Raw genomic sequence first — 23,745 nt, 5'->3', positions numbered from 1 at the left:
CGAGCTGTGCTTGCCCGAGAGAGGAGTCCTGTATGGAACGCCTTCCCGAACCGCGCCGTGATCCGGGGCCGCCGGTGGCGCGGGTGGTGCGGCTGCCTGATGGCACCCACGCCTACGCCGACTCGTTCGCTCCGCCTGTGGTGCATCAGCATCTTCACCAGGCCCCGCCTGACCGCATGCTGGCCCGTCTCGCTTTGGGGGCTGGGGTGGGTGCGGGGGCGGTGGCTGCGACCGTGGTCGCCGGGCCGCTGCTGGTGGGGGCGCTGGCGGCCATCGCCGCGAACCTCGCCGTCCTGGCCGTGCTCGCCGCCGTCGTGGCCTGGGGCGTGGTGAGCGTAGTGCGCTCGGTGGGCGGCTCCGGAGGGTCGCCGCCTGCTGTCCGTGTCGGTCGTGCCCGCAAGCGGTCGTGAATGGGGGGGTGGTTGGTGTGTTCGCTGCTGGTGACGAGGTGCTGATCGTCTCCTGTGCGGACGATGCGCGTGCGGTGGGCCGCACGGGCCGGATCGTTGATGAGGTGCCGCCCGGGCCGTTGACCGGCGGGCGGTGGACCGTATGCGGCGTCGGTCTGCTGGTTGGGCCGGTGCTGTGTCACAGCCACGAGCTGCGGCCCGCCTGACAGCTGCCTGCCACCCCCCGGGAACCGTATCCGGTTTGGGGGGTGGTGGGGAGCTGGGACAGTCCCGGCCCGGAAAGGGTGGCTTCGCTGATGGCTGATGACCCCAAGCTCACGCCCGCCGAGAAGGCCAAGGTCGCCGTGCTGGTGGGGCGTATGTGCAAGCGCTCTATCGCTGGTGATCACGTCTACCTGACCGATCTGCAACGCAAGGTAGACCGCATCCTTGACCGCGCCCGGCAGCGCGGCACGGTCTGACTTCGCCCGGGGACGGCCGCCAAGCCGCCAAGCAACCGGCCGTCCCCGGCCCTACCCACCCGCCCTGACGGCAGACAGGAGCACCGCCCCATCATGACCGAGAACATCGTCCCCCTGTTCCAACCCGACCCGCCCCCACCACCGCCGGGCACGGACCCGCCGCTGACCGTTGTTCCGGGCGGCGGCTCGGCGCCGCCGCCTGCTTGGGTGCGCTGCGGGCGGGCGGTGCGCTGGGCGGCCACGCACGAGCACACCCGCACCGCCGGGCGGCTCACGGTCCGGCACAGCCTCTACGTGGCCGGTGGCGCGCGGGTGCTGGCCCGCCGGGCCTGGGAAGGCCGCTCAGCCTCCCGCTACGAGCGGATGATCCGGGCCGCCGAGGCGGCGGGCAACACCGAGCTGGCGGCCGAGTGGGAAGAGCGCGGAGCGCGGTTCCGCGCCGCCCGCCACATGCGCCGCATGGAACTGCTCACCGCGCCCCAGCGCGCCGCCAAGGGCCTCGCGGCCGGAGCCGCCACCGGCGCCGCCGTGCTACTCGCCGTGGGCGCCCTGCTGGCCCTGGCCACGGGGGAGGTAGCTGACGTGATCGCTCCCGCCATGGCCGTGGTGTCGCTGGTCTACTGGCTGACGGTGTTGCTGGCCGTGGTGTGGGGGCCGCTGTGGGTGGCCGCTCCCTGGCTGGTGCTGCTGAGCCTGTGGTCGGTCGGGCGGCGGCGGCAGACCGCGCCGCAGTGGGCACTCCCGGCCACCCAGCGCACTGCGGAGGGGCCGCCCATCACGCCCTCGATCGTGGTCACCGCGCTGCGTGATCTGGGCATTGCCGCGTTGCGGACCGCGATCCGCGACATGGGCGACGCGGGGGCCGCGATGCTCGGCCCGATCCGTATCGCCGGGTGCGGCGTGGAAGTGGACGCCACCCTCCCCTCGGGGGTGACCACGGAAGAAGTGATGACCCGCCGCCGGAAGCTGGCAGAGAACCTGGGCCGTCACGAGCACGAGGTCTACATCTCCATCGCCCCCGCCGCCCGGACGGTGCGGGTATGGATCGCGGACTCCGGCGCGCTGGACGAGCCCGTCCCCGCCTCCCCCCTGGCCTTGGACACCACCCTGCGCGCCGACTACAAGTCCGGCCGCGCCCCCTGGGGGCTGGACTTGCGCGGTGACCAGGCCGCCGTCAGCCTCTACCAGCGGCACCTACTGGTCACGGGCCTGTCCAACCAGGGCAAGACCGCCTCCCTGCGGGCGCTGGCACTGTGGCTCATCCTCGACCCCACAGTGGAGTTCCGTATCGCCGACCTGAAAGGCGTCGGCGACTGGAACATGTTCGACGGTCTAGCCCACACGCTGATCCAGGGTCCCACCGATGACCACGTGGCCGAGGCCACGGAAATGGTCGAAGGCATCTTCGCCGAGATGCAGCGGCGCCTACTCGCCCCGGCCGGAACGGTGTTTCCGCCGCTGGTGGCCGTGGTGGATGAGGCACAGGTCGCCTACGGCTGCGGCGCCATCGGGGCCGACAAGCGCCCCTACGGCGGCTCCAAGGCCACCTCCCGTTACTTCCAGGCCGTCAAGGGCATCCATGACCAGGGCCGCGCGGTCAACGTCACCATCTGGGAAGGCACCCAGGACCCCACCAACGAGAACCTGCCCAAGCGCTCCCGGGAGGGCAACCACATCCGCGCCTCCCTGGCCCTGGGCACCGAATCCCAGGCCCAGATGGCGCTCGGTGAGGCCCCAGTACAAGCGGGCGCCGCCCCCCACAAACTGCGTCAGGGCCTTGACCGGGGGCAACTCGTCGTCGCCGGTGACGGACTCCAGCTCGCCGCCGGGCAGACCTTCACCAACGTCCGCACCCACTTCATCAACGACGACGACGCCCGGGCCATCACCGACCGCGCCCGCCAACTACGCACCACCATCGAGACCTCCGCCGACGCGGACGAGCACGACGAGCCGGACGACCTTGCCGCGATCGGCAACGCGCTCGGCAACGAGCCGCGCATGCGCACCCAAGAAGTCCTCCAGCGCCTGGCTCAGGCCAACCCGCGCCGCTACCGCGACTGGACCTTCGCCTCCCTCAAAGCTGTCCTCGATCCCGCCGACGCCGCCCCCTACAAGTCCAACGGGCACATGGTCGTCAGCCGCGACAAGATCACCGCCGCGCTCGACGCCCGGGACGACGACACCGCAAACGGTGACGCTGCGTAAAGGGAAGCGGTTGGGGAGGCGGGGAGTTCTCCCCAACCACCTCCCCACACCCCCAAAACCCCACTGATCAGCACAGATCAACGCCTCAGGGAGGCAGGGAGGCGCCCACACCACCCCCTGCGGACCCCCGGAAACCCGGGTGCCGCAGATGACCCCTACCTCCCTCCCTTCACCCTCAGTGACAGGAGCCCGGCATGAGCAAACGCCGCTACACCGTCAAACCCCACCACGAGGACGACATGGCCTGCGGTGAGGGCCACTGCATCTGCTACTGCGTCGGCCTCTGGCACCCCTGCGGCTGCGGCTGCCCCCGCTGCCCCTGGTGCTACCAGCCCCCCGAGGACTGCGACTGCGGCGACTACCCCGCCTGACACAGCACGGGGCGGCCCGCGTCTCGCCAAAGCCCCGGGCCGCCCCACCACACCTATCCCTCAACCAGGACAGGAGAACCCCAGCATGCCCCATGACCCCCGCCCCGCGCTGCTGCGCGCCGCACTGGACGCCGCCGAACGTGGCTGGCCCGTCTTCCCGCTGTGGCCGGGCAGTAAGCGCCCGGTCCTGCACGCCGAGCACGCCTGCCCGGGCACCGGCGAATGCGCCCACGGCCACGCCAAGTGGGAACAGCGCGCCAGCACCGACCCCCACCGCATCCACACCGCCTGGACACTGCGCCCGTTCAACATCGGCCTTGCCACCGGCCCCGCCCGCTTGGTCGTCATCGACCTCGACAAGCCCAAGCCCACAGACTCAACGGACACGCCGTGCGGCGTGACGGCCTTTACGGCACTCTGCGAGCGCGCCGGACAGCCCACCCCCCAAACCCGCCGTATCCGGACCGCCAGCGGCGGAACACACCTGTACTTCACCGCCCCGGCCGGGGTCCGGCTGGGCAACACCGCAGGCAAACTCGCGCCCCTGATCGACACCCGCGCCTGGGGCGGCTACGTCGTCGCCCCCGGCAGCACCACCCCACACGGCACCTACGAGGTCACCGACCACGCCCCGCCCGCGCCCCTGCCCCGGTGGCTGCTGGATGCCCTCACCCCGCCGCCCCCGCCGCGCACCGTCGTGGGCACACCGGCCGTGCGGGACAACATGCCCGCCTACGCCGCCGCCGCACTGCGCAACGAAACCCACAACGTGGCCACCGCCCCGGAAGGCACCCGCAACGCGCGACTTCTGCGAGCCGCCCGCGCACTCGGCCGGCTAGTCGCGTCCGGCGACCTCACCCGCACCGAGGTGGAGAACGCTCTTAGTGGGGCGGCGGTGGCCGTGGGCGAAGAATCCCCCCGCTACTACGCCGATGTGATCACCCGCGCCCTGAACTGGTCCATCACCCACAACCCGCACGGGAGGGCAGCATGACCCCTCCCGCCCCCACTAAGAGCCACACCACCACCCCCAACCAGCCGCACACCGCCCAAGCGGCCGAGCCCGCACCAGCCGTAGGCGCCCGAAAGACCGTCGGCCGCAAGGCCGTCCCCTCAGCTCTTCGCCCTGACCCGCACCCCGGCGACGGCCGCTACCCGGTCGCCTGGCTGCGGATCACCGCGCCCGGACGCGACGCCACACCCACGGCCGTCTCATGGTGCCGGTGCGGGCGGCAGGAACACGCCGCCGGACGCGCCCGCGTCCTCGCACTGGCCGCAGACCACGCCGCCCACCGGGAGGTGTGCCCACTGCGGGCAGCACCCGCAAGGGGGGCCGCCGCGTGACGGGTGAGGAACTGCCCCCGCCGTCCAACCCGCTGGCCGTGGCCCGATGTCTGCTGCCGGACTGGCACGAGGATGACGGACGGCTCGTCTTCCGCCGCTGGCGCTCATCATGGATGCGCTGGCACCGCTCCCACTGGCGCGAGCTGGACGAACAGCAGGTCCGCGCTGGCCTGTACCGCCGCCTGGAACACGCCGTGTACTACGGAGTCAACAACAAGGGCGAGCCCGAGGCCCGGCCGTGGGCACCGACCAAGACCAAGCTCAGCAACCTGCTTGACGCCCTGGCCGCGATCACCTTGCTGCCGACCGACACCGACGCCCCCGCCTGGATCGACGGCGACAAGGCGAAGCCGGACGCCGGGCCGATCGTGGCCTGCCGCAACGGCCTGCTACGCATCCGGGACCGGCAACTGATCTCCCACACCCCGGGGTTCTTCAACCTGGTCTCCGTGCCGTTCGACTACGACCCGGCGGCCACCGCCCCCGCGTGGGAGGGGTTTCTGCGCCAGCTTTGGCCCCAGGATGAGGAAGCCATCGCCGCGTTGCAGGAATGGTTCGGCTACGTCCTGTCCGGCCGCACCGATCAGCAGAAGATTCTGCTGATCAAGGGGCCGTCCCGCTCGGGCAAGGGCACCATCGCCCGCGTCCTGAAAGAGCTGGTGGGCAAGGAGAACCTCGCCGGACCTACCCTGGCCGGGCTCGGCACCAACTTCGGACTGTCCACCCTGGTGGGCAAGCCCCTCGCGGTGATCTCCGACGCCCGCCTGTCGGGCAAAGACGGCGGACAGGTCGTAGAACGTCTGCTGACGATCTCCGGCGAAGACACCATCGACATCGACCGCAAGTACCTCGATCCGTGGACCGGACGGCTGCCCACGCGGTTGATGATCCTCACCAACGAGCTGCCCCACTTCGGGGACTCCTCAGGAGTGATCGCGCGCCGGTTCGTCGTGCTCAACATGACCGTGAGCTGGCTCGGCAAGGAAGACACCTCCCTGACAGAGAAGCTGGCAGCCGAGATGCCCGGCATCCTCAACTGGGCACTGGACGGACTCGCCCGGCTGGAAACCGCAGGCCGCATCACCGAACCCGCCTCCAGCCGTGAAGCCGTGATCACCATGCAGGACACCGCCTCACCCACCTCCGCGTTCGTCCGTGAACGCTGCACCACCGGCCCCACATGCAGCATCCCGGTAGACACCCTGTGGGCCGTCTGGCGCGAATGGGCCGAGGACAACGGCGTCCGCGCCGTCGGCACCAAGCAGATGTTCGGCCGCAACCTGCTCTCCGTCGTCCCCCAGCTCCACCGCACCCGACCCCGCGATGCCTACGGCCGACAAGTCGCCACCTACAACGGCATCACCCTCAACGGGCCTGAACCACAGTGACCTGAGTCGTGACTCATCGCGACTCAACACCCCGCCACGCCGCCGTGAGTCGCGATGAGTCACGACTCACAGCAATGTCACCTCAGCCTCGCATGGCTCGCGCGCGAGACCGCCGCCACGCCACGCATGCCTGTCACTGGGAGACCACGTGAGCATCCTCGTTCCCGAACCAGACCTCACCGCCCCCGTGCTCTACCGCATCACGGAGGCCGCCGTGCTGCTCAGGCTCAGCCGCAGCGTCATCTACGAACAGATTCGCACCCGGCGCCTGCGCACCGTCAAGCAGGGAGCCGCCCGACGCATCCCCGCCACCGCCATCAACGACTACATCACGCTTCTGGAGCGCGAGGCAGGAGAGACCGAGTGACCAAGCGACGCAGCAGGGGAGACGGCGGACTCCACTGGAACGAACCCCGTCAACGCTGGATCGCCACGGCGAGTCTGGGCTACGACGGCAACGGCAAGCGGATCACCAAGCGGGGCAGCGGCAAGACCAAGACCGAGGCGAAGGCCAAGCTCAAGGAAGTGCTGCGTGACTACGACGACGGCCTTGCCATCGCCCCATCCGACTACACCGTGAAGGAAGCGGTGGAGGACTGGTTGGCGCATGGTCTCGCCGGTCGGGACGAGGAAACCGTGAAGAACTGCACCATCCTGAGCCGGGTGCACGTGATTCCGCCGCTGGGCGGCAGGAAGCTGCGGGACCTGAGCGCCGAGCACGTTGACCGGTGGCTCGCGGCGAAGGGCAAGGCGCTGGCTCGCAGCACCCTGCTGAAGCTGCATTCCATCCTGAACCGCTCGGTGCGACGGGCAATGGCACGGGACAAGGTGAAGCGGAACGTCGTGGAACTGTGCTCGGTCCCGAATGGCCTTCCGGGCCGACCGTCCAAGTCCCTGACGCTCGTGCAAGCCGAATCTGTGCTGGCGACCGCCGAAGAGTCGCGGATGGGCGCATACATCGTGGTCTCGCTGCTCACCGGGGCACGTACCGAGGAGCTGCGGGCGCTCACCTGGGATCACGTGGACCTGACGGGAAAGCCCGACGCCTCACCAGCCGTGCCATCACACATCGCCGTGTGGCGCTCGGTCCGAAGCGGTGGCGACACCAAGACGCGGAAGTCCCGCCGGACGCTCGCGCTCCCTGGACGGTGCATCGACGCGCTTCGCGCTCAGCACACCCAGCAAGACGCAGACAGGCGCGCGGCCGGTAAGGGCTGGAAGGAACACGGCCTGGTCTTCTCGTCCAGCGTGGGCACCCCCCTCGATCCCTCACATGTCCGGCGGGACTTCCGCCGCGCTATCAAGGCGGCCCCGGGGGTGACCGCAGCGGAGTGGACACCGAGGGAGCTCCGACACAGCTTCGTGTCACTTCTCTCTGACAGCGGGGTGCCGCTGGAAGAGATTTCCCGGCTGGTCGGACACTCCGGTACGGCAGTCACGGAGCTGGTCTACCGAAAGCAAATCCGGCCGGTGATCCAGACCGGTGCCACGGCGATGGACGCGATCTTCCGATCCGATCCCGATCGGTAGTCACGCAGATAGACACGCAGAACGCCCCAGACCTTGATCGGTCTGGGGCGTTTGTGCTGGTGGGGCTAACAGGACTTGAACCTGTGGCCTCTTCCTTATCAGGGAAGCGCTCTAACCGTCTGAGCTATAGCCCCGCGCTGCACCGAAAGATTAGCGCACTTCGGCGCAGGCCCAAAATCGGTTCCTTACCGCCCCGGCCAGGGGTTACTCGTCCTCCGCCAGGGTCAGCTCGACGCCGCCGACGAAACCGGCGGAGAGGTTGTAGATGAACGCTCCCAGGGTGGCGAGCGCGGTGGCCAGGACGACGTCGATCGCGGCGATGACCGAGGTGAACAGCAGCACGCGGGGCAGCGAGAGCACCGACTCCAGGTCGAAGCCGCCGCCGTCGGGGGAGGCCGTCGCATCGGAGATGGTGTCGCCGATGGTGCTGAACACGCCCATGGCGTCCATCACCATCCACAGCACGGCCACCGCCACGATCGTGCAGATGCCCAGGGCGATGGACAGCAGGAAGCTGACCTTCATCACCGACCACGGGTCGGCCTTGGCGACGCGCAGCCGTGCCTTGCGGGTGCGCGGCACGGTGCGCGCGCCAGTGCGGGGCATGCGCGTGGCGCTTTCGGCGTCCGCGCCCGGCTCCGGCTCGTGCCCGGAGCGCTGGGCGCCGGGGCCGTGGCCGCCGGAGGCGCCCGGTGCCGGGTACGCCTGCGGCGGATGGTGTGGCTGCTCCACCGGCTGCGCGGACGACGTCATCGTCGTACCGCCGCTGCCCGGCTGGCCCTGGTGTCCGGGCCGTCCCGCGGAAGGGCTGTCGCCGGGCACCGAGCCCTGCTCCGTGCGGCCTGCTCCGCCCGCACCGCCCGAGGTCCCGCTCACGCCTTACTCCTCGCTGTCCGTGCCCGCGTCGGCGGCGTCGGCCCCGTCGGCCGCCGCTGCCGGGGTGGAGGGCGCCCCGGGCACCTCGCCGGTCGCTTCGGCCACGACCGCCTCGACCTCTTCCGCCTCGCGCCCCGCCTCGGCGTTGCGCGCGATGCCGACGACGGCGTCCCGCTTGCCCAGGTTGATCAGTTGGACGCCCATCGTGTCACGGCCGGTTTCCCGCACCTCGCTGACCCGCGTGCGGATCACTCCACCGCCCAGCGTGATGGCCAGGATCTCGTCCGTGTCCTCCACGACCAGCGCGCCGACCAGTTCGCCACGGTCCTCCACGATCCGGGCGGCCTTGATGCCGAGGCCGCCGCGGCCCTGGACGCGGTAGTCGTCGACGCTGGTGCGCTTGGCGTAACCGCCGTCGGTGGCGGTGAACACGAAGGTACCCGCCCGGACGACGTTCATCGACAGGAGTTCGTCGCCCTCGCGGAAGCTCATGCCCTTCACGCCGGAGGTGGCCCGGCCCATGGGCCGCAGCGCCTCGTCGCTCGCGGTGAACCGGATGGACTGCGCCTTCTTGCTGATCAGCAGCAGGTCATCCTCAGCGGAAACCGGCTCGGCGCCGATCAGTTCGTCATCGCGGCCGTCCTCCATCTGCCGGAGGTTGATCGCGATGAGGCCGCCGGAGCGGGGCGAGTCGTAGTCCTTCAGCGGCGTCTTCTTCACCAGGCCGGACTTGGTGGCCAGCACCAGGTAGGGCACGGCCTCGTAGTCGCGGATGGCGAGAATTTCGGCGATCTGCTCGTCCGGCTGGAAGGCCAGCAGGTTCGCCACGTGCTGGCCGCGCGACTCCCGGCTGGCGTCGGGCAGCTCGTACGCCTTGGCCCGGTAGACGCGACCCTTGTTGGTGAAGAACAGCAGCCAGTGGTGCGTGGTGGAGACGAAGAAGTGGTCGACGATGTCGTCCTCGCGCAGCTTGGTGCCACGCACGCCCTTGCCGCCGCGCTTCTGCGCCCGGTAGTCGTGGGTGCGGGTGCGCTTGACGTAGCCGCCACGGGTGATGGTGACGACGATGTCCTCCTCCGCGATCAGGTCCTCGATGGACATGTCGCCCTCGAAGGGCACCAGCTGGGAGCGCCGCTCGTCACCGAACTTCTCCACCAGCGCGGTCAGTTCCTCGCTGATGATGCCGCGCTGGCGCACCGGGGAGGCGAGGATCTGGTGGTACTCCTCGATCTTCGCCTGCAGGTCGTCGTGCTCCGCCGTGATCTTCTGCCGCTCCAGCGCGGCCAGCCGCCGCAGCTGCATCTCCAGGATGGCGTTGGCCTGGATCTCGTCGATCTCCAGCAGACCCATCAGGCCGGTACGGGCCACGTCCACGGTCTCGCTGCGCCGGATCAGCGCGATGACCTCGTCGATCGCGTCCAGAGCCTTCAGCAGGCCGCGCAGGATGTGGGCGCGCTCCTCGGCCTTGCGCAGCCGGAAACGGGTGCGGCGGACGATGACGTCAATCTGGTGCGCGACCCAGTTGCGGATGAACGCGTCCAGCGACAGCGTGCGCGGCACCCCGTCCACCAGCGCGAGCATGTTGGCGCCGAAGTTGGTCTGCAGGTCGGTGTGCTTGTAGAGGTTGTTCAGCACCACCTTGGCGACCGCGTCCCGCTTGAGGACGACGACCAGACGCTGGCCGGTGCGCGAGCTGGTCTCGTCGCGGACGTCGGCGATGCCGCCGATGCGGCCGTCCTTGACCAGGTCAGCGATCTTCAGCGCCAGGTTGTCCGGGTTCACCTGGTAGGGCAGCTCGGTGACGACCAGGCACTGGCGGCCCTGGATCTCCTCGACCTCGACGACGGCCCGCATGGTGATCGAGCCGCGGCCGGTGCGGTAGGCGTCCTCGATCCCGCGGCGGCCCACGACGAGCGCGCCGGTGGGGAAGTCGGGGCCCTTGATGCGCTCCAGCAGGGCTTGCAGCAACTCCTCGCTGGAGGCATCCGGGTGGTCCAGGTACCACTGGGCGCCGGCCGCCACCTCGCGCAGGTTGTGCGGCGGGATGTTGGTGGCCATGCCCACGGCGATGCCCGCCGAGCCGTTGACCAGCAGGTTCGGGAAGCGGGACGGCAGGACCGTCGGCTCCTGGTTGCGGCCGTCGTAGTTGTCCTGGAAGTCGACGGTCTCCTCGTCGATGTCCCGGAGCATTTCCATGGCCAGCGGCGCCATCTTGCACTCGGTGTAGCGCATGGCCGCGGCCGGGTCGTTGCCGGGCGAGCCGAAGTTGCCGTTGGAGTCCACCAGCGGCATGCGCATCGACCACGTCTGCGCCAGGCGTACCAGGGCGTCGTAAATCGAGGAGTCACCGTGCGGGTGGTAGGTGCCCATGACGTCGCCGACGACGCGGGCGCACTTGTAGAAGCCCCGCTCGGGGCGGTACCCGCCGTCGTACATGGCGTACAGCACCCGCCGGTGCACCGGCTTGAGCCCATCCCGGACGTCGGGCAGCGCGCGCGAGACGATCACGCTCATCGCGTAGTCGAGGTACGAGCGCTGCATCTCGGTTTCGAGCGTCACCGGCTCGATCCGCAGGGCACCCGCCTCCGCTTCGGCTACGGGGGAGCCGGGTGCGTCCGGGCCCGGGTCCTTGGGGGTTCCCGGGGTGTCCGGGGTGATGTCGTCGGCCATTGCTGTTCACAATCCCTTTCTGACGGCGGCGATCGGGGCCGACTCAGATGTCGAGGAAACGCACGTCCTTGGCGTTGCGCTGGATGAAGTTGCGGCGCGACTCCACGTCCTCGCCCATGAGGATCGAGAACAGGTCGTCGGCGGCGGCGGCGTCGTCGATGGTGACCTGGCGCAGCACGCGGGAGTCCTGGTCCATGGTGGTCACCCGCAGCTCCTCGGCGTTCATCTCGCCCAGACCCTTGAAGCGCTGCACCGAGTCGTCCCTGATCCGCTTGCCCTGCTCGCGGCCGAGCGTGATCAGCTGATCGCGTTCCCGGTCGGAGTAGGCGTACTGGTGGTCGTCACGGCCCCACTTGATCTTGTACAGCGGCGGCTGGGACAGGTACACGTGCCCGGCCTCGACCAGCGGCCGCATGAAGCGGAACAGCAGCGTCAGAAGCAGCGTGTTGATGTGCTGACCGTCAACGTCGGCGTCCGCCATCAAGATGATCTTGTGGTAGCGGAGCTTGTCGATGTCGAAGTCCTCGTGGATGCCGGTGCCGAAGGCGGAGATCAGCGCCTGCACCTCGGCGTTTTGCAGCACCTTGTCGATGCGCGCCTTCTCCACGTTGAGGATCTTGCCGCGGATGGGCAGGATCGCCTGCCACTGCGGGTCCCGGCCGGACTTGGCCGAGCCGCCGGCGGAGTCGCCCTCCACGATGAAGATCTCGCACCGGCTGGCGTCGTTGGACTGGCAGTCCGACAGCTTGCCCGGCAGCGAGGCCGTCTCCAGCAGGCCCTTGCGGCGGGTGAGGTCGCGCGCCTTGCGGGCGGCGACCCGGGCGGTGGCGGCCTGGATGCTCTTGCGGATGATGTCCGCCGCTTCGTTCGGGTTGCGGTCGAACCAGTCGGTGACGTGCTCGTGCACGATCTTCTGGACGAACGTCTTCGCCTCGGTGTTGCCCAGCTTCGTCTTCGTCTGCCCCTCGAACTGGGGCTCCCCCAGCTTGATCGAGATGATCGCCGTCAGGCCCTCGCGGATGTCCTCACCGGTGAGGTTGTCGTCCTTCTCGCGCAGCAGCTTGCGCTCACGCGCGTACCGGTTGACCAGGCCGGTGAGCGCGGCCCGGAACCCCTCTTCGTGGGTGCCGCCCTCGTGGGTGTGGATGATGTTGGCGAAGCTGTAGACACCCTCGGTGTACTGGGTGTTCCACTGCATGGCGATCTCCGCCGACAGGTTGCGCTCCTTGTCCTCCGCGTCGAAGTACAGGACCGTCGGGTGGACCGGCTCGCCCTTGCGGGAGTTCAGGTGCCGGACGAAGTCGGAGATACCGCCTTCGTAGTGGTACCGGACCGAGCGGGCCTGGTCCTCGTCGGCGGAGTCGGCGGTGTCGGCGCCCGCCGTCTGCTTCGCCGCCTCCCGCTCATCCGTCAGCGAGATCGTCAGGCCACGGTTCAGGAAGGCCATCTCCTGGAAACGCCGGGACAGCGTTTCGAAGGAGTAATCGGTCGTCTCGAAGATGTCGCCGTCCGCCCAGAAGGTGACGGTGGTGCCCGTCTCCTCGGTCGTCTCCTGCCGCTGGAGGGGGGCCGTGGGAACGCCGAGCTTGTAGTCCTGGGTCCAGCGGTAGCCGTCGCGCTTCACCTCGACGGACACCCGCTGCGACAGCGCGTTGACGACGGAGACACCGACACCGTGCAGACCACCGGAGACGGCGTAGCCGCCACCGCCGAACTTGCCGCCGGCGTGCAGCACCGTCAGCACGACCTCGACGGCCGGCTTGTTCTCCGAGGGAACGATGTCCACCGGGATACCGCGACCGTTGTCCACCACCCGCACACCGCCGTCGGCGAGCAGCGTGACGTCCACGGTGTCCGCGTACCCGGCCAGAGCCTCGTCCACGGAGTTGTCCACGACTTCCTGCACCAGGTGGTGCAGGCCACGCTCGCCGGTGGAGCCGATGTACATGCCCGGACGTTTGCGTACGGCGTCCAGACCCTCCAGGACGGTGATCGCGCTCGCGTCGTACGCCGATCCCGCTGCGGGGGCCACCGCTTCGACGGCACCGGAAACGGCGCCCCCGGCGGAGGCGTTGTCGCCCAGGGATGCCTCACCCGGCGATACGGAAGCGGCCGCGGGGTCCTCGGCGGGGGAGGCGGGATTCTCGTTGGGGTTGCCGGAATCGGCCACGAAGCGCCCTTTCTGGCACAGCACAAGTCGTCTCCCGCTCGGGCAGGAGCGACTGCGTCGTTCGACTTGGTCCGCGGTACGGCGGCTCACTCCAGTCTACCGGTAGCTCCGACATGAATGGGGGTTTGCTGGCGCCTGAGTCCCCATGTGCCGCCCTGCGAGAGCCGCTCCCGACTCCCCATATGCGCCCTGGGGGCTTAGAGGGCTCACGGGGGCGCTCAGCGCTTCACCCTGTCAACGCCTCACCACCGTGACCGGGGTCACTTTCCTTGCCTCGTGTTTCACGTGAAACACGAGGCACCCGGGCGGGGTGGCGTCGTCCAGCCGACCGGCCGGGTCGGGGGTCCGTTTGATACGGCCCTTGTTTCACGTGAAACGGTCAACGGGCGCGGAGAGGGCCGTAGCGGGAGGTGGGGCCGCCAGGACCCAGCACCTTGATGAGGACGACCGCGCCCTGGCCTACGTCGTCGTTGAGGCGGCGCACCAGCTGGGGCGCCAGCCGCCGCAGCTCGGTCGCCCAGGCCGTGGAGTCGCACCGAACCGTCAGCACCCGCGTGTCCTCGTCGTACCGTTCCGGATGGCAGTGCTCGGCGTTCTTCTCTCCCACGATGTGTGCCCAGCGCCCCATCACACCGCCGACCGCCATCGGCATCTCCCAGCCACGTTCCGCCTTCAGCCGCTCCAGTGCCGCACCCAGCGGCAGCGGGTCACGGCCGCCGCGCCGCGCACCCGAGCGCAGGCCACCGCGCCGGGCCTGCTGCTGTTGCCGGGTGGCTTCGCCCCGGGCGCGGGCCTGTTCCTTCGCTGCCCGCAGCGCTACCCGGGCCAGGTCCACTCCCGAGGGCTGGGGGGCCTCCGGGCCCGGTCCGTCGGTGTGCGCAGGGTTCGCGTCGTCAGTCATGCCGGGGTCACCTCTCCCTCCGCCACCGTGAACCGCACGCCGGAGAGGGCGGCCGGTACGTCGTCCTCCACCGCCGCCGTCACCAGCACCTGCTCAGCCGACGCCACTAGCTCCGCGAGCCGTTCGCGGCGCCGCACGTCCAGTTCGGCGAAGACATCGTCCAGTACCAGCACCGGCTCATTGCCCTCAGCACGCAGCATCTCGTAGGAGGCCAGCCGCAGCGCCAGCGCGTACGACCACGACTCGCCATGGCTCGCGTACCCCTTGGCTGGCATACGGCCCAGCCTCAGCAGCAGGTCGTCCCGGTGCGGCCCCACCAAGGTGACGCCGCGTTCGATCTCCTGACGCCGCGCCTCCCCGAGCGCGGCAAGCAGCTGCTCGTACAGCTCCTCCCGCGAGTCACCGCTGACCGGGCAGCGGTACTCCAGCCCCAACGGGCCGCCACCGGGGGCCAACTGCTCGTACGCCTTGTCGGCGATCGGCTCCAGATCGGTGACGAGCGCGTACCGCTGGGCCAGCAACTCGGCGCCGGTACGGGCCAGATGCTGATCCCATACGTCCAGTGTGGACAGGTCCAGCTGGCGTCCCCCGTGCCGCCGGGCCATGGCCGCCGTCTTCAGCAGGGTGTTGCGCTGCTTGAGCACCCGCTCGTAGTCCGACCGCACACCGGCCAGCCGCGGGACGCGCGCGGTGACCAACTCGTCCAGGAAACGCCGCCGTTCGCCCGGGTCGCCCTTGACCAGGGCCAGGTCCTCCGGGGCGAACAACACCGTGCGCAGGACGCCGAGCACATCACGCGGACGCACCTGGGACGAGCGGTTGATCCGGGCGCGATTCGCGCGGCCAGGGTTGATCTCCAGTTCGATCAGCTGCTGCCGCTCACCCTGCACCACGGCCGCCCGGACCACGGCCCGCTCGGCGCCCATCCGCACCAGCGGCGCGTCCGAGGCGACCCGGTGGCTGCCGAGCGTGGCCAGATAGCCGACGGCCTCGACCAGGTTCGTCTTGCCCTGGCCGTTCGGGCCGACAAACGCCGTCACCCCCGGGCCGAGCGACACCTCGGCCCGGGGGTAGGAGCGGAAGTCGGCGAGCGACAGGTGCGCGACGTGCATGGGCAGCGGCAGCCTTCGTCCGTTCCGTCTCAGGGTTCCGTGAGCGCTTCCGGGCGGTCCTTCCGTCAGTGCTGGACCGGCGGCGGGACATCGGCGCCCGGCGCGTCGGCGCCGAGGTGGTCGCTCTTCTCCGTGACCGCGTGGCCGCCGAACTGGTTGCGCAGCGCGGCGATCATCTTCATCTGCGGGGAGTCGTCCTGCCGGGAGGCGAAGCGGGCGAAGAGGGAGGCGGTGATCGCCGGGAGCGGCACCGCGTGGTCGATCGCCGCCTCGACCGTCCAGCGGCCCTCGCCCGAGTCCTGCGCGTAACCGCGCAGCTTGCCCAGGTGCTGGTCCTCGTCGAGCGCGTTGACAGCCAGGTCGAGCAGCCAGGAGCGGATGACGGTCCCCTCGCGCCAGGAGCGGAACACCTCGCGGACGTCGGTCACCGAGTCGACCGCCTCCAGCAGCTCCCAGCCCTCGGCGAACGCCTGCATCATGGCGTACTCGATGCCGTTGTGGACCATCTTGGCGAAGTGGCCCGCCCCGACCTTCCCGGCGTGCACCGCGCCGAAGTCGCCCTCCGGCTTGAGCGCGTCGAAGACCGGCTGCACCTTGGCGACGTCCTCCACGGAACCGCCGTACATCAGCGCGTAGCCGTTCTCCAGTCCCCACACCCCGCCGGAGACGCCGCAGTCCACGAAGCCGATGCCACGTTCAGCCAGCTCGCGCGCGTGCTTTTCGTCGTCCGTCCAGCGCGAGTTGCCGCCGTCCACCACGACGTCGCCGGGGGAGAGCAGCGTGGCCAGCTCATCGACCGTCGCCTGCGTGGGCTCACCGGCCGGGACCATCACCCACACCACGCGCGGCCCGGACAGCCGCTCCACCAGTTCCCCCAGGCTGTGGACATCGGCGAGGTCGGGGTTGCGGTCGAATCCGATGACGGTGTGGCCGGCGCGGCGGATGCGCTCGCGCATATTGCCGCCCATCTTGCCGAGGCCGATGAGACCGAGCTCCATCAGTGGGCTCTCCTTGCCGTGTCTTCAGTGCCGTGCTGTGCGTCGCGACGCGGCCGGGCACACGCCTGCCCGGCCGTCCCCGAGCCTACGCCGGGCCGCCAATGCCGGTGGGTGGGCCCGACGCGCTCGGCTGAGCCGGGTCGGTGGCCGCCTTCCGGATGCCCTCAGCCCCCAGGCAGGGACGGGGCGACGGGCGCGGTCAGCAGGCCCTGGGCGGACGGCCGTCGCTCAGCCGCTCAGCCGCACCGGCATGATCAGGTACTTGTAGGCGTCGTTCGCCTCAGCGTCCACCGCGGGCTTGCCGCGCAGCAGTGACGGCTTGGTCGAGGTGGTGAAGGAGAGCTGGGCCACGGCCGAGTCGATCGCGCTCAGGCCCTCCAGCAGGAAGCCGGGATTGAAGGCGATCGAGATGTCGTCACCCTCCAGCGTGCAGTCCACCCGCTCCACAGCCTGTGCATCGTCGCTGGAACCGGCCTCCAGGGTGAGCACACCCTGTTCGAAGCTCAGCCGCACCGGGGTATTGCGCTCGGCGACCAGGGCCACTCGCTTGACCGCCTCGACGAGCAGCGCCGTCTCGATCGTGGCCACGGAGTTGAACTCGGTGGGGAAGAGCGTGCGGTATTTCGGCAGGTCGCCTTCCAGCAGCCGCGTCGTCGTGCGACGGCCCGCGCCCTCGAAACCGATCAGGCCCTCGCCCGCGCCGGAGCCGGACAGCGCCAGCGTGACGTGGTCGCCGCTGCTCAGCGCCTTGGCCGTGTCCAGCAGCGTCTTGGCGGGCACCAGGGCCACGGCGGACGCGTCGGGCGTCTCCGGCTTCCACAGGAACTCGCGCACCGCGAACCGGTAGCGGTCGGTGGAGGCCAGCGTGACCGTGTCCCCCTCGATCTCGATGCGGACGCCGGTGAGCACCGGCAGCGTGTCGTCCCGCCCGGCCGCGATGGCCACCTGGGACACCGCCGACGCGAACACCTCACCGGGCACGGTGCCAGTGGCCAACGGCATCTGCGGCAGGGCCGGGTACTCCTCCACCGGCAGGGTGTGGAGGGTGAACCGCGAGGAGCCGCACACGACGGTGACCCGTGCACCCTCTGTGGAGATCTCCACCGGGCGGTTGGGGAGGGCGCGGCTGATGTCGGCCAGCAGCTTGCCGGAGACGAGGACGGTGCCCTCCTCCTCGATGTCCGCCTCCACCGAGACGCGGGCGGAGACCTCGTAGTCGAACCCGGAGAGGCTCAGCGCGCCCTCCTCCGCCTTCAGCAGCAGGCCGGCGAGGACCGGCACCGGCGGACGGGCGGGAAGGCTCTTGGCCGCCCACGCCACCGCCTCCGCCAGGACATCGCGCTCTACCCGGATCTTCACCTTCAGCCGCCTCCTGCTGTTGCTGGTTGCCGGAGACCAGTCTGACGCACGCCGCTGACAGCTGGTGCGTCCAGGCGCAAGTCGTGACGAGCGGCAGGCGGCCCGGGTGCGCCGAGTTGTGCACAGCACCGACTTCGAAGCGAGCTTCCCGGCTTATCTCTGTGGTCGTAGTAGTAGGTGCTGTGGATTCCGTGGATAACCGCGTCCACGCAGGTCAGAGCCGAGATTTTTTCCACCGGGCCTGTGGGCGCACCGGTGGACTAACGGGGGCTCGCTGTGGACAGCGAAGAACTGTGCACAGCCCGTACACAGCCGAGGCCCACTTGTGCACAGCTGCGTCCCCAGATTTACCCGGGTTCTCAACAGCCCAATCCAACAGACTCATGTGACCGCTTTCACTCCGACCGGTGAAGGGGCGCGTCGCGTTGTCGAACAGTGGACAGGGGTGTGGAGAACCTGGGGACAACCGGGCGCTGCCTGTGGGCGACCGGTGGACAACGCCGGACCCCGGTTGACGAGCCCGCCGCTGTCCACAGGCTGTGGAATCGCGGCGTGCACATTTCCCCAGGCGCACCACCAGCGGCGTTACGGCAGAGCCGGGGTGTGTTGTGGATGCCGTCGGGATAACTCCTCGGTCCCCAGGGTGTGGACGCCCGTGAGGTGGCGCGCTTGTGGACATGATCGCTCAGGCGCGACGGATTCGAACGCGGGCCGGCCGTGGGTCAGGCACCGGGCAGGCGTGGCAAACGGGCAGCGGGCTCGGAGGGAGGAGCCAGCCGCTGCCGTTACCTGGCTGATGCGGGGCTGGGAAAGGTGCGGGCAGGGTGCCGTTCTACTGCTCGCACGAGGCAGGGGTGCACGTACCGCACCGCGAGCGACTCCAGAACGCGCCCGGAGCGCGGTGACCCGGCCGTCCGACCCCGCTGCCCCCACGGCCGGGCCGGGACGGCCATGCGTGTGGGCTCGGAGCACGGTCGGGTTCGGCGGCCGGGCAAGGCGTCCGGCCGCGTGGTGGGGCCGCTGGGGCGCGTGGTGCGGTCAGCCGTTCTTGATGCGGTTGGTCAGTTCCGTGACCTGGTTGTAGATCGAGCGGCGCTCCGCCATCAGGGCGCGGATCTTGCGGTCCGCGTGCATCACCGTGGTGTGGTCCCGGCCGCCGAACTGTGCACCGATCTTCGGCAGCGACAGGTCCGTCAGCTCACGGCACAGGTACATGGCGATCTGCCGTGCGGTGACCAGGACCCGGCTGCGGGAGGAGCCGCACAGGTCGTCCACCGTCAGCCCGAAGTAGTCGGCCGTTGACGCCATGATGTTGGCTGCGGTGATCTCCGGCGCCGCGTCCTCGCCGCCGGGAATGAGGTCTTTCAGGACGATCTCGGTCAGCCCGAGGTCCACCGGCTGGCGGTTGAGGCTGGCGAAGGCCGTCACCCGGATCAGCGCGCCCTCCAGCTCCCGGATGTTGCGGGAGATGCGGGAGGCGATGAACTCCAGCACTTCCGGTGGCGCGTTCAGCTGCTCCTGCACGGCCTTCTTCCGCAGGATCGCGATGCGCGTCTCCAGCTCGGGCGGCTGGACGTCGGTGATCAGGCCCCACTCGAAGCGGTTGCGCAGCCGGTCTTCCAGGGTGACCAGCTGCTTGGGCGGCCGGTCGCTGGACAACACGATCTGCTTGTTGGCGTTGTGCAGCGTGTTGAAGGTGTGGAAGAACTCCTCCTGCGTGGACTCCTTCTGCGCCAGGAACTGGATGTCGTCCACGAGCAGGATGTCCATATCGCGGTAGCGCTTGCGGAACGCGTCCGCCTTGCCGTCGCGGATGGAGTTGATGAACTCGTTGGTGAACTCCTCCGAGCTCACGTAGCGCACCCGCGTCCCCGGGTACAGGCTGCGGGCGTAGTGGCCGATGGCGTGCAGCAGGTGCGTCTTGCCGAGCCCGGACTCGCCGTAGATGAACAGGGGGTTGTACGCCTTGGCCGGGGCCTCCGCGACGGCGACGGCCGCCGCGTGCGCGAACCGGTTGGAGGCACCGATGACGAAGGTGTCGAAGAGGTACTTGGGGTTCAGCCGTGCCGTGGGTTCCCCGGGACCGGTCGCGGGCGCCGGCTGCGCGGCGAGCGGGCCGGGCGCGCCGCTGGGCGCGGGCAGCTGCGGTGGCTCGTCGAACCGGGGCGGCGGAGGCTGGCGCTGCTCGTAACCGCTGGACTGCTGGTCGTAACCGGGGTGCGGGCGCGCACTGTAGGCGTGCTGCTGCGGCGGGTAGGGCTCGCGCGGGGGTGACCAGCTGTCCGGCTCGGGCTGGCGGGGCCAGGCGCCGCGCTGGTGCTGGGGTGCGTGCGGATAGTTCGGGTAGGCCGGGCGCGCGGTGGGCAGCTCGCGCTGGTCGTCGTAACGTGCGCCGTCGTCGTAACCCCGGCCGGAGCCGGAGCCGTCGTCGTATGCCCGGGTGCCGCCGTCGTCGTAGCGGGGGGCGTCCTCGTACTGCTGGCCGTCCTCGTACCGTTGCGGCGCCTCGTAGCGGGGCGGGTCGTCGAAGCGGGCCTGCTCGCTGTAACCGGGCTGCTCGCCGTAGGGGGGCTGGCCCTCGTAGCGACCGGTGTCCTCGTAGCGCGGCGGGGCCTGCGGCCCGGACCCCGGGGGGCCGCCGCCGGGCCGGCCCCCACTGGACTGGTGGCTCCCTGCCGGGTGGCTCCCGGCCTGGTGGCCTCCGGGCGGCGGGCCGCTGTGCTGGGGGGAGCGCTGCTCCGGGACGGGCGCGGGCCCGGGGGCAGGGGCCGGGCCGGTGACGGTGATGGCCAGGCGGATCGGCTGCTGGCACTCGCGGCTGAGCGCGTCGCTGATCATCGGCGCCAGTCGGCCCTCCAGCACCCCCTTGGCGTACTCGTTCGGCACGCCGAGGAGCGCGGTGCCGGAGACGAGCACCAGGGGCTGGCAGTCGCGCAGCCAGCGCTGGTCCTTGGCTTCGATGCCCTGGCCGTCACCGAGGAGGTGGTCGAGAACGCGTGGCCACACTGCGGCAAGATCGGCAGGTACGTCAGCCACAGGGCACGCTCTCTCACTCGCTGCGACACTTTCCGCGAAAGTGTGGCTCTTGGGACGGCCGGGAAGAATTCGGAGTCCGGCCACGGTAGTCGGCCCTGCTGGCGCGGCTCAAGTTGTTGTCCACAGGGTGTGCACAACAGTGCCACGCGGTCACCGTCCCGCCGTCCACCGGCGCTGGGTGCGGCTGGCGTGCGCGGTCCTGGTTTGACCGGATGGTGCGGCCGCGCGTACCGTAACCAGGTCGAGTTGTCGATGGCTGCTGCCGCCTGCCTCCGATGGGCACGATCCTGACAGTCCGGGACACCGGTCCGCAGGGTGATGAAGCGGTGCACTCGGGCGTTGCGAGCTACTCGTGGGCGCACGGTGACAGCCAGTCGGCGCCCCACACACCGTCTCGTCCGAGACACAAGCATTTTCTGGAGCCCCCGAGTGAGCAAGCGCACCTTCCAGCCGAACAACCGCCGCCGCGCGAAGACCCACGGCTTCCGGCTGCGCATGCGGACCCGCGCCGGTCGCGCCATCATCGCGAACCGTCGCAGCAAGGGCCGCGGCCGCCTGTCGGCCTGAGCCGCCCGGTCCGCAGGTCCATGACGTGCTGCCTACCGAGCACCGGCTGAGGCGGCGGACGGACTTCGCGGCCGCGGTACGGCGAGGACGCCGGGTCGGGCGCCCGCTCCTCGTCGTTCACCTGCGCAGCGGTACGGACCCGCACGCCTCGGGGGAGGCCCTTCCCCCGGCGCGTGCGGGTTTCGTCGTGAGCAAGGCCATCGGCAACGCCGTGGTGCGGAACACGGTCAAGCGCCGACTGCGGCACTTGGTACGTGAACGCCTGTCCGCGCTGCCCCCCGGTAGCCTGGTGGTTGTACGGGCGCTGCCCGGTGCGGGCGAGGCGGACCACAAATCGCTGGCCCGTGACCTCGACTCCGCGCTACAGCGGCTGCTTGGAGGGCCGCCGATGTGAAGTACCCGCTGCTCTGGCTCATCAAGCTGTACCAGTGGACCATCAGCCCGATGCTCGGGCCGGTGTGCCGGTACTACCCCTCGTGCTCGCACTACGGCTACGGGGCCATCCACAGGCACGGTGCGGTGAAGGGGACGGCACTGACCGCGTGGCGCATCCTGCGCTGCAACCCGTGGTCGCCCGGTGGCGTCGACCACGTTCCCGCCCGGAAGCATCCGGTCTGGCACCAGCGGCTGCGGAACCGCTGGGAGCATCGGACCCAGTCCAACGCCCAAGGAGCCTGATTCGTGGACACGATCCTCGGTCCTCTCTATACCGCAGTTTCCTGGATCATCGTCCAGTTCCACTCGCTGTTCAGCCTCGTGTTCGACGAGGGCAGCGGCTGGGCCTGGGGTCTGTCCATCGTCTGCCTGGTGGTGCTGATCCGGATCGCGCTGATTCCGCTGTTCGTCAAGCAGATCAAGGCGACGCGGAACATGCAGGCGCTCCAGCCGAAGATGAAGGCGATCCAGGAGCGCTACAAGAGCGACAAGCAGCGTCAGTCCGAAGAGATGATGAAGCTGTACAAGGAGACGGGTACCAACCCGCTCTCCAGCTGCCTTCCCATCCTGGCGCAGTCCCCGTTCTTCCTGGCGCTCTTCCAGGTGCTCAACAAGATCGCCAACAATGAGACGGTCGGGGTGCTCGACCGGGGTCTGGTGGAAAGCGCCCGGAACGCCGACATCTTCGGGGCTCCGATCGCGGCGAAGTTCATGGACTCCGCCAGCACCGTCCAGGCGCTGGAAGCCTCGCTGCTCGATGTGCGCGTGGTCACGGTCATCATGATCATCCTGATGTCGCTGTCGCAGTTCTACACGCAGCGCCAGCTGATGACCAAGAACGTTGACCTCACGGTGAAGACGCCGTTCATGCAGCAGCAGAAGATGCTGATGTACGTCTTCCCGATCATGTTCGCCGTCTTCGGGATCAACTTCCCCGTGGGTGTCCTGGTGTACTGGCTCACCACCAACGTGTGGACGCTGGGCCAGCAGATGTACATCATCAAGCGCAACCCGACGCCGGGCTCGATCGCCTACAAGCAGCGGCAGGAGAAGCTGCGCGCCAAGGGCAAGCTCAAGGAGGACCCGGCCGAGGTCGCCGCGAAGGAAGCCGCCGAGGAGGCGCGCGCCCAGCGGAGCCAGCCCAAGCGCCAGAGCAAGTCGCAGCGCCAGTCGGCCCAGCGGCAGGGTGGGCAGCCGCAGCCGTCGCTTACGAAGCAGCCGCAGGGCAAGCAGAGCCAGGACGGCCAGAGCAGTCAGGCTGGTCAGGGCGGTCCGAGGAAGCCGAACCGGCCGGCGCAGAAGAAGAAGCCGCAGTCCGCGAAGTCGAAGAAGTAAGAAGGAGTCCATCAGTGACGGACACGACCGAAGCCGCTGAGGGCACCGACACCCTGACCCGCCTGGAGCAGGAGGGGGAGATCGCGGCCGACTACCTGGAGGGTCTGCTCGACATCGCGGACCTCGACGGTGACATCGACATGGACGTCGAGGGCGACCGCGCCGCCGTCTCCGTGATCAGCGACGCGAGCAGCCGTGACCTGCAAAAGCTGGTCGGACGGGACGGTGAGGTGCTGGAGGCTTTGCAGGAGCTGACGCGGCTCGCCGTCCACCGGGAGACCGGGGAGCGCAGTCGGCTGATGCTGGACGTCGCGGGCTTCCGCGCGCGTAAGCGCGAGGAGCTGACGCAGCAGGCGTCCGACGCGGCGGAGAAGGCGCGAGAGACCGGTGAGCCGGTGACGCTGAAGCCGATGACGCCCTTCGAGCGCAAGGTCGTGCACGACGCGGTCAAGGCGGCCGGACTGCGCAGCGAGTCCGAGGGCGAGGAACCGCAGCGCTGCGTGGTCGTCCTGCCGTGACGCCCGACGGCGACGCCCCGGAGCACGGGCGCGGACACGAGGCCACCGGGGCGCGG

23 protein-coding genes and 1 tRNA gene are annotated in these 23,745 nt (G+C 69.8%); 15 read left to right on the top strand and 9 right to left on the bottom strand.

From position 1 onward, the window contains the following. The first annotated feature begins 32 nt into the window (after positions 1-32). From JJV70_RS06595 to JJV70_RS06555, 10 genes are all read left to right on the top strand, one after another. A complete protein-coding gene (locus tag JJV70_RS06595) occupies positions 33-410 on the top strand; it encodes a DUF6251 family protein (RefSeq protein ID WP_219046779.1) in 378 nt (125 codons plus the stop codon). Positions 411-448: 38 nt separating this feature from the next. Continuing rightward, positions 449-616 carry a hypothetical protein gene (locus tag JJV70_RS06590; protein WP_257573537.1) on the top strand — a complete coding sequence of 56 codons (168 nt, stop codon included), beginning with the start codon at positions 449-451 and terminating at the stop codon, positions 614-616. Positions 617-706: 90 nt separating this feature from the next. Next, the gene (locus JJV70_RS06585; RefSeq protein ID WP_219046778.1) at positions 707-871 is read left to right on the top strand and encodes a DUF6257 family protein; all 165 of its coding nucleotides are present in this window, start codon (positions 707-709) and stop codon (positions 869-871) included. 93 nt (positions 872-964) lie between these two features. Continuing rightward, a complete protein-coding gene (locus JJV70_RS06580) occupies positions 965-3,079 on the top strand; it encodes an ATP-binding protein (protein ID WP_219046777.1) in 2,115 nt (704 codons plus the stop codon). Positions 3,080-3,273: 194 nt separating this feature from the next. Then, positions 3,274-3,450: a hypothetical protein gene (locus tag JJV70_RS06575; protein WP_219046776.1), complete on the top strand. Its 177-nt coding sequence runs from the start codon at positions 3,274-3,276 to the stop codon at positions 3,448-3,450. An 85-nt stretch (positions 3,451-3,535) separates the two neighbouring features. Further along, positions 3,536-4,444 (top strand): bifunctional DNA primase/polymerase, encoded by a 909-nt coding sequence (locus JJV70_RS06570; RefSeq protein WP_219046775.1) that lies wholly within the window; start codon positions 3,536-3,538, stop codon positions 4,442-4,444. Further along, positions 4,441-4,794 (top strand): hypothetical protein, encoded by a 354-nt coding sequence (locus tag JJV70_RS22505; protein WP_257573500.1) that lies wholly within the window; start codon positions 4,441-4,443, stop codon positions 4,792-4,794. Before JJV70_RS06570 ends, JJV70_RS22505 begins: the two co-directional genes overlap by 4 nt. Further along, positions 4,791-6,182: a phage/plasmid primase, P4 family gene (locus JJV70_RS06565; RefSeq protein ID WP_308294706.1), complete on the top strand. Its 1,392-nt coding sequence runs from the start codon at positions 4,791-4,793 to the stop codon at positions 6,180-6,182. Before JJV70_RS22505 ends, JJV70_RS06565 begins: the two co-directional genes overlap by 4 nt. A 148-nt stretch (positions 6,183-6,330) precedes the next feature. Continuing rightward, positions 6,331-6,549 (top strand): helix-turn-helix domain-containing protein, encoded by a 219-nt coding sequence (locus tag JJV70_RS06560; RefSeq protein ID WP_308294705.1) that lies wholly within the window; start codon positions 6,331-6,333, stop codon positions 6,547-6,549. Further along, on the top strand, positions 6,546-7,712 hold the full coding sequence (locus JJV70_RS06555) for a tyrosine-type recombinase/integrase (protein ID WP_219046773.1): 1,167 nt from the start codon (positions 6,546-6,548) through the stop codon (positions 7,710-7,712). Before JJV70_RS06560 ends, JJV70_RS06555 begins: the two co-directional genes overlap by 4 nt. A 57-nt stretch (positions 7,713-7,769) precedes the next feature. Here the strand turns inward: JJV70_RS06555 and JJV70_RS06550 are convergent. From JJV70_RS06550 to dnaA, 9 genes are all read right to left on the bottom strand, one after another. After that, positions 7,770-7,846: transfer RNA gene (locus JJV70_RS06550), tRNA-Ile, on the bottom strand. Between the two features lie 70 nt (positions 7,847-7,916). Then, positions 7,917-8,465, bottom strand: a complete 549-nt coding sequence (locus tag JJV70_RS06545; protein WP_257573524.1) for a DUF3566 domain-containing protein — start codon at positions 8,463-8,465, stop codon at positions 7,917-7,919. A gap of 126 nt (positions 8,466-8,591) precedes the next feature. Beyond that, complete coding sequence (gyrA, locus tag JJV70_RS06540; protein WP_257573499.1) at positions 8,592-11,258, bottom strand: DNA gyrase subunit A; 2,667 nt, start codon at positions 11,256-11,258, stop codon at positions 8,592-8,594. A gap of 43 nt (positions 11,259-11,301) precedes the next feature. After that, entirely contained in the window at positions 11,302-13,452 is a 2,151-nt protein-coding gene (gyrB, locus tag JJV70_RS06535; protein ID WP_308294704.1) for a DNA topoisomerase (ATP-hydrolyzing) subunit B, read from the bottom strand. A 355-nt stretch (positions 13,453-13,807) separates the two neighbouring features. Then, the gene (locus tag JJV70_RS06530) at positions 13,808-14,329 is read right to left on the bottom strand and encodes a DUF721 domain-containing protein (protein WP_219046771.1); all 522 of its coding nucleotides are present in this window, start codon (positions 14,327-14,329) and stop codon (positions 13,808-13,810) included. Beyond that, complete coding sequence (gene recF / locus JJV70_RS06525; protein WP_219046770.1) at positions 14,326-15,441, bottom strand: DNA replication/repair protein RecF; 1,116 nt, start codon at positions 15,439-15,441, stop codon at positions 14,326-14,328. The genes JJV70_RS06530 and recF overlap by 4 nt, the downstream gene beginning before the upstream one ends. Positions 15,442-15,506: 65 nt before the next feature. Then, positions 15,507-16,439: a phosphogluconate dehydrogenase (NAD(+)-dependent, decarboxylating) gene (gnd, locus tag JJV70_RS06520; RefSeq protein ID WP_219046769.1), complete on the bottom strand. Its 933-nt coding sequence runs from the start codon at positions 16,437-16,439 to the stop codon at positions 15,507-15,509. Positions 16,440-16,667: 228 nt separating this feature from the next. After that, positions 16,668-17,798, bottom strand: a complete 1,131-nt coding sequence (gene dnaN, locus JJV70_RS06515; protein WP_219046768.1) for a DNA polymerase III subunit beta — start codon at positions 17,796-17,798, stop codon at positions 16,668-16,670. A gap of 1,038 nt (positions 17,799-18,836) precedes the next feature. Continuing rightward, complete coding sequence (gene dnaA, locus JJV70_RS06510; protein WP_219046767.1) at positions 18,837-20,834, bottom strand: chromosomal replication initiator protein DnaA; 1,998 nt, start codon at positions 20,832-20,834, stop codon at positions 18,837-18,839. A gap of 429 nt (positions 20,835-21,263) precedes the next feature. Between dnaA and rpmH the strand changes: the two genes are divergently transcribed. Genes rpmH through JJV70_RS06485 form a run of 5 tightly spaced genes read left to right on the top strand, consistent with a single transcriptional unit; the run spans position 21,264 to position 23,689 of the window. Further along, positions 21,264-21,401, top strand: a complete 138-nt coding sequence (rpmH, locus tag JJV70_RS06505; protein WP_028438354.1) for a 50S ribosomal protein L34 — start codon at positions 21,264-21,266, stop codon at positions 21,399-21,401. 25 nt (positions 21,402-21,426) lie between these two features. Beyond that, positions 21,427-21,795: a ribonuclease P protein component gene (gene rnpA, locus JJV70_RS06500; RefSeq protein ID WP_219046766.1), complete on the top strand. Its 369-nt coding sequence runs from the start codon at positions 21,427-21,429 to the stop codon at positions 21,793-21,795. Further along, positions 21,792-22,079, top strand: coding sequence for a membrane protein insertion efficiency factor YidD (gene yidD / locus JJV70_RS06495; protein ID WP_219046765.1), 288 nt, complete (start codon positions 21,792-21,794; stop codon positions 22,077-22,079). Before rnpA ends, yidD begins: the two co-directional genes overlap by 4 nt. 3 nt (positions 22,080-22,082) lie before the next feature. Continuing rightward, a complete protein-coding gene (yidC, locus tag JJV70_RS06490; protein WP_219046764.1) occupies positions 22,083-23,171 on the top strand; it encodes a membrane protein insertase YidC in 1,089 nt (362 codons plus the stop codon). 14 nt (positions 23,172-23,185) lie between these two features. After that, positions 23,186-23,689 carry a R3H domain-containing nucleic acid-binding protein gene (locus JJV70_RS06485; protein WP_219046763.1) on the top strand — a complete coding sequence of 168 codons (504 nt, stop codon included), beginning with the start codon at positions 23,186-23,188 and terminating at the stop codon, positions 23,687-23,689. The last annotated feature ends 56 nt before the right edge of the window (positions 23,690-23,745 follow it).

It is taken from the genome of Streptomyces sp. JJ66 (assembly GCF_019303495.1).
Taxonomy (GTDB): domain Bacteria; phylum Actinomycetota; class Actinomycetes; order Streptomycetales; family Streptomycetaceae; genus Streptomyces.
This window is presented reverse-complemented; position numbering and strand designations above follow the sequence as displayed.

What these genes read in the sequence shown, in the direction of transcription:
- gnd (WP_219046769.1), bottom strand. Translation starts at nt 16,439, where the DNA reads ATGGAGCTCGGTCTCATCGGCCTCGGCAAGATGGGCGGCAATATGCGC.
- JJV70_RS06595 (WP_219046779.1), top strand. Translation starts at nt 33, where the DNA reads ATGGAACGCCTTCCCGAACCGCGCCGTGATCCGGGGCCGCCGGTGGCG.
- JJV70_RS22505 (WP_257573500.1), top strand. Translation starts at nt 4,441, where the DNA reads ATGACCCCTCCCGCCCCCACTAAGAGCCACACCACCACCCCCAACCAG.
- JJV70_RS06575 (WP_219046776.1), top strand. Translation starts at nt 3,274, where the DNA reads ATGAGCAAACGCCGCTACACCGTCAAACCCCACCACGAGGACGACATG.
- recF (WP_219046770.1), bottom strand. Translation starts at nt 15,441, where the DNA reads ATGCACGTCGCGCACCTGTCGCTCGCCGACTTCCGCTCCTACCCCCGG.
- JJV70_RS06580 (WP_219046777.1), top strand. Translation starts at nt 965, where the DNA reads ATGACCGAGAACATCGTCCCCCTGTTCCAACCCGACCCGCCCCCACCA.
- JJV70_RS06585 (WP_219046778.1), top strand. Translation starts at nt 707, where the DNA reads ATGGCTGATGACCCCAAGCTCACGCCCGCCGAGAAGGCCAAGGTCGCC.
- JJV70_RS06570 (WP_219046775.1), top strand. Translation starts at nt 3,536, where the DNA reads ATGCCCCATGACCCCCGCCCCGCGCTGCTGCGCGCCGCACTGGACGCC.
- JJV70_RS06545 (WP_257573524.1), bottom strand. Translation starts at nt 8,465, where the DNA reads ATGACGTCGTCCGCGCAGCCGGTGGAGCAGCCACACCATCCGCCGCAG.
- gyrA (WP_257573499.1), bottom strand. Translation starts at nt 11,258, where the DNA reads ATGGCCGACGACATCACCCCGGACACCCCGGGAACCCCCAAGGACCCG.
- JJV70_RS06530 (WP_219046771.1), bottom strand. Translation starts at nt 14,329, where the DNA reads ATGACTGACGACGCGAACCCTGCGCACACCGACGGACCGGGCCCGGAG.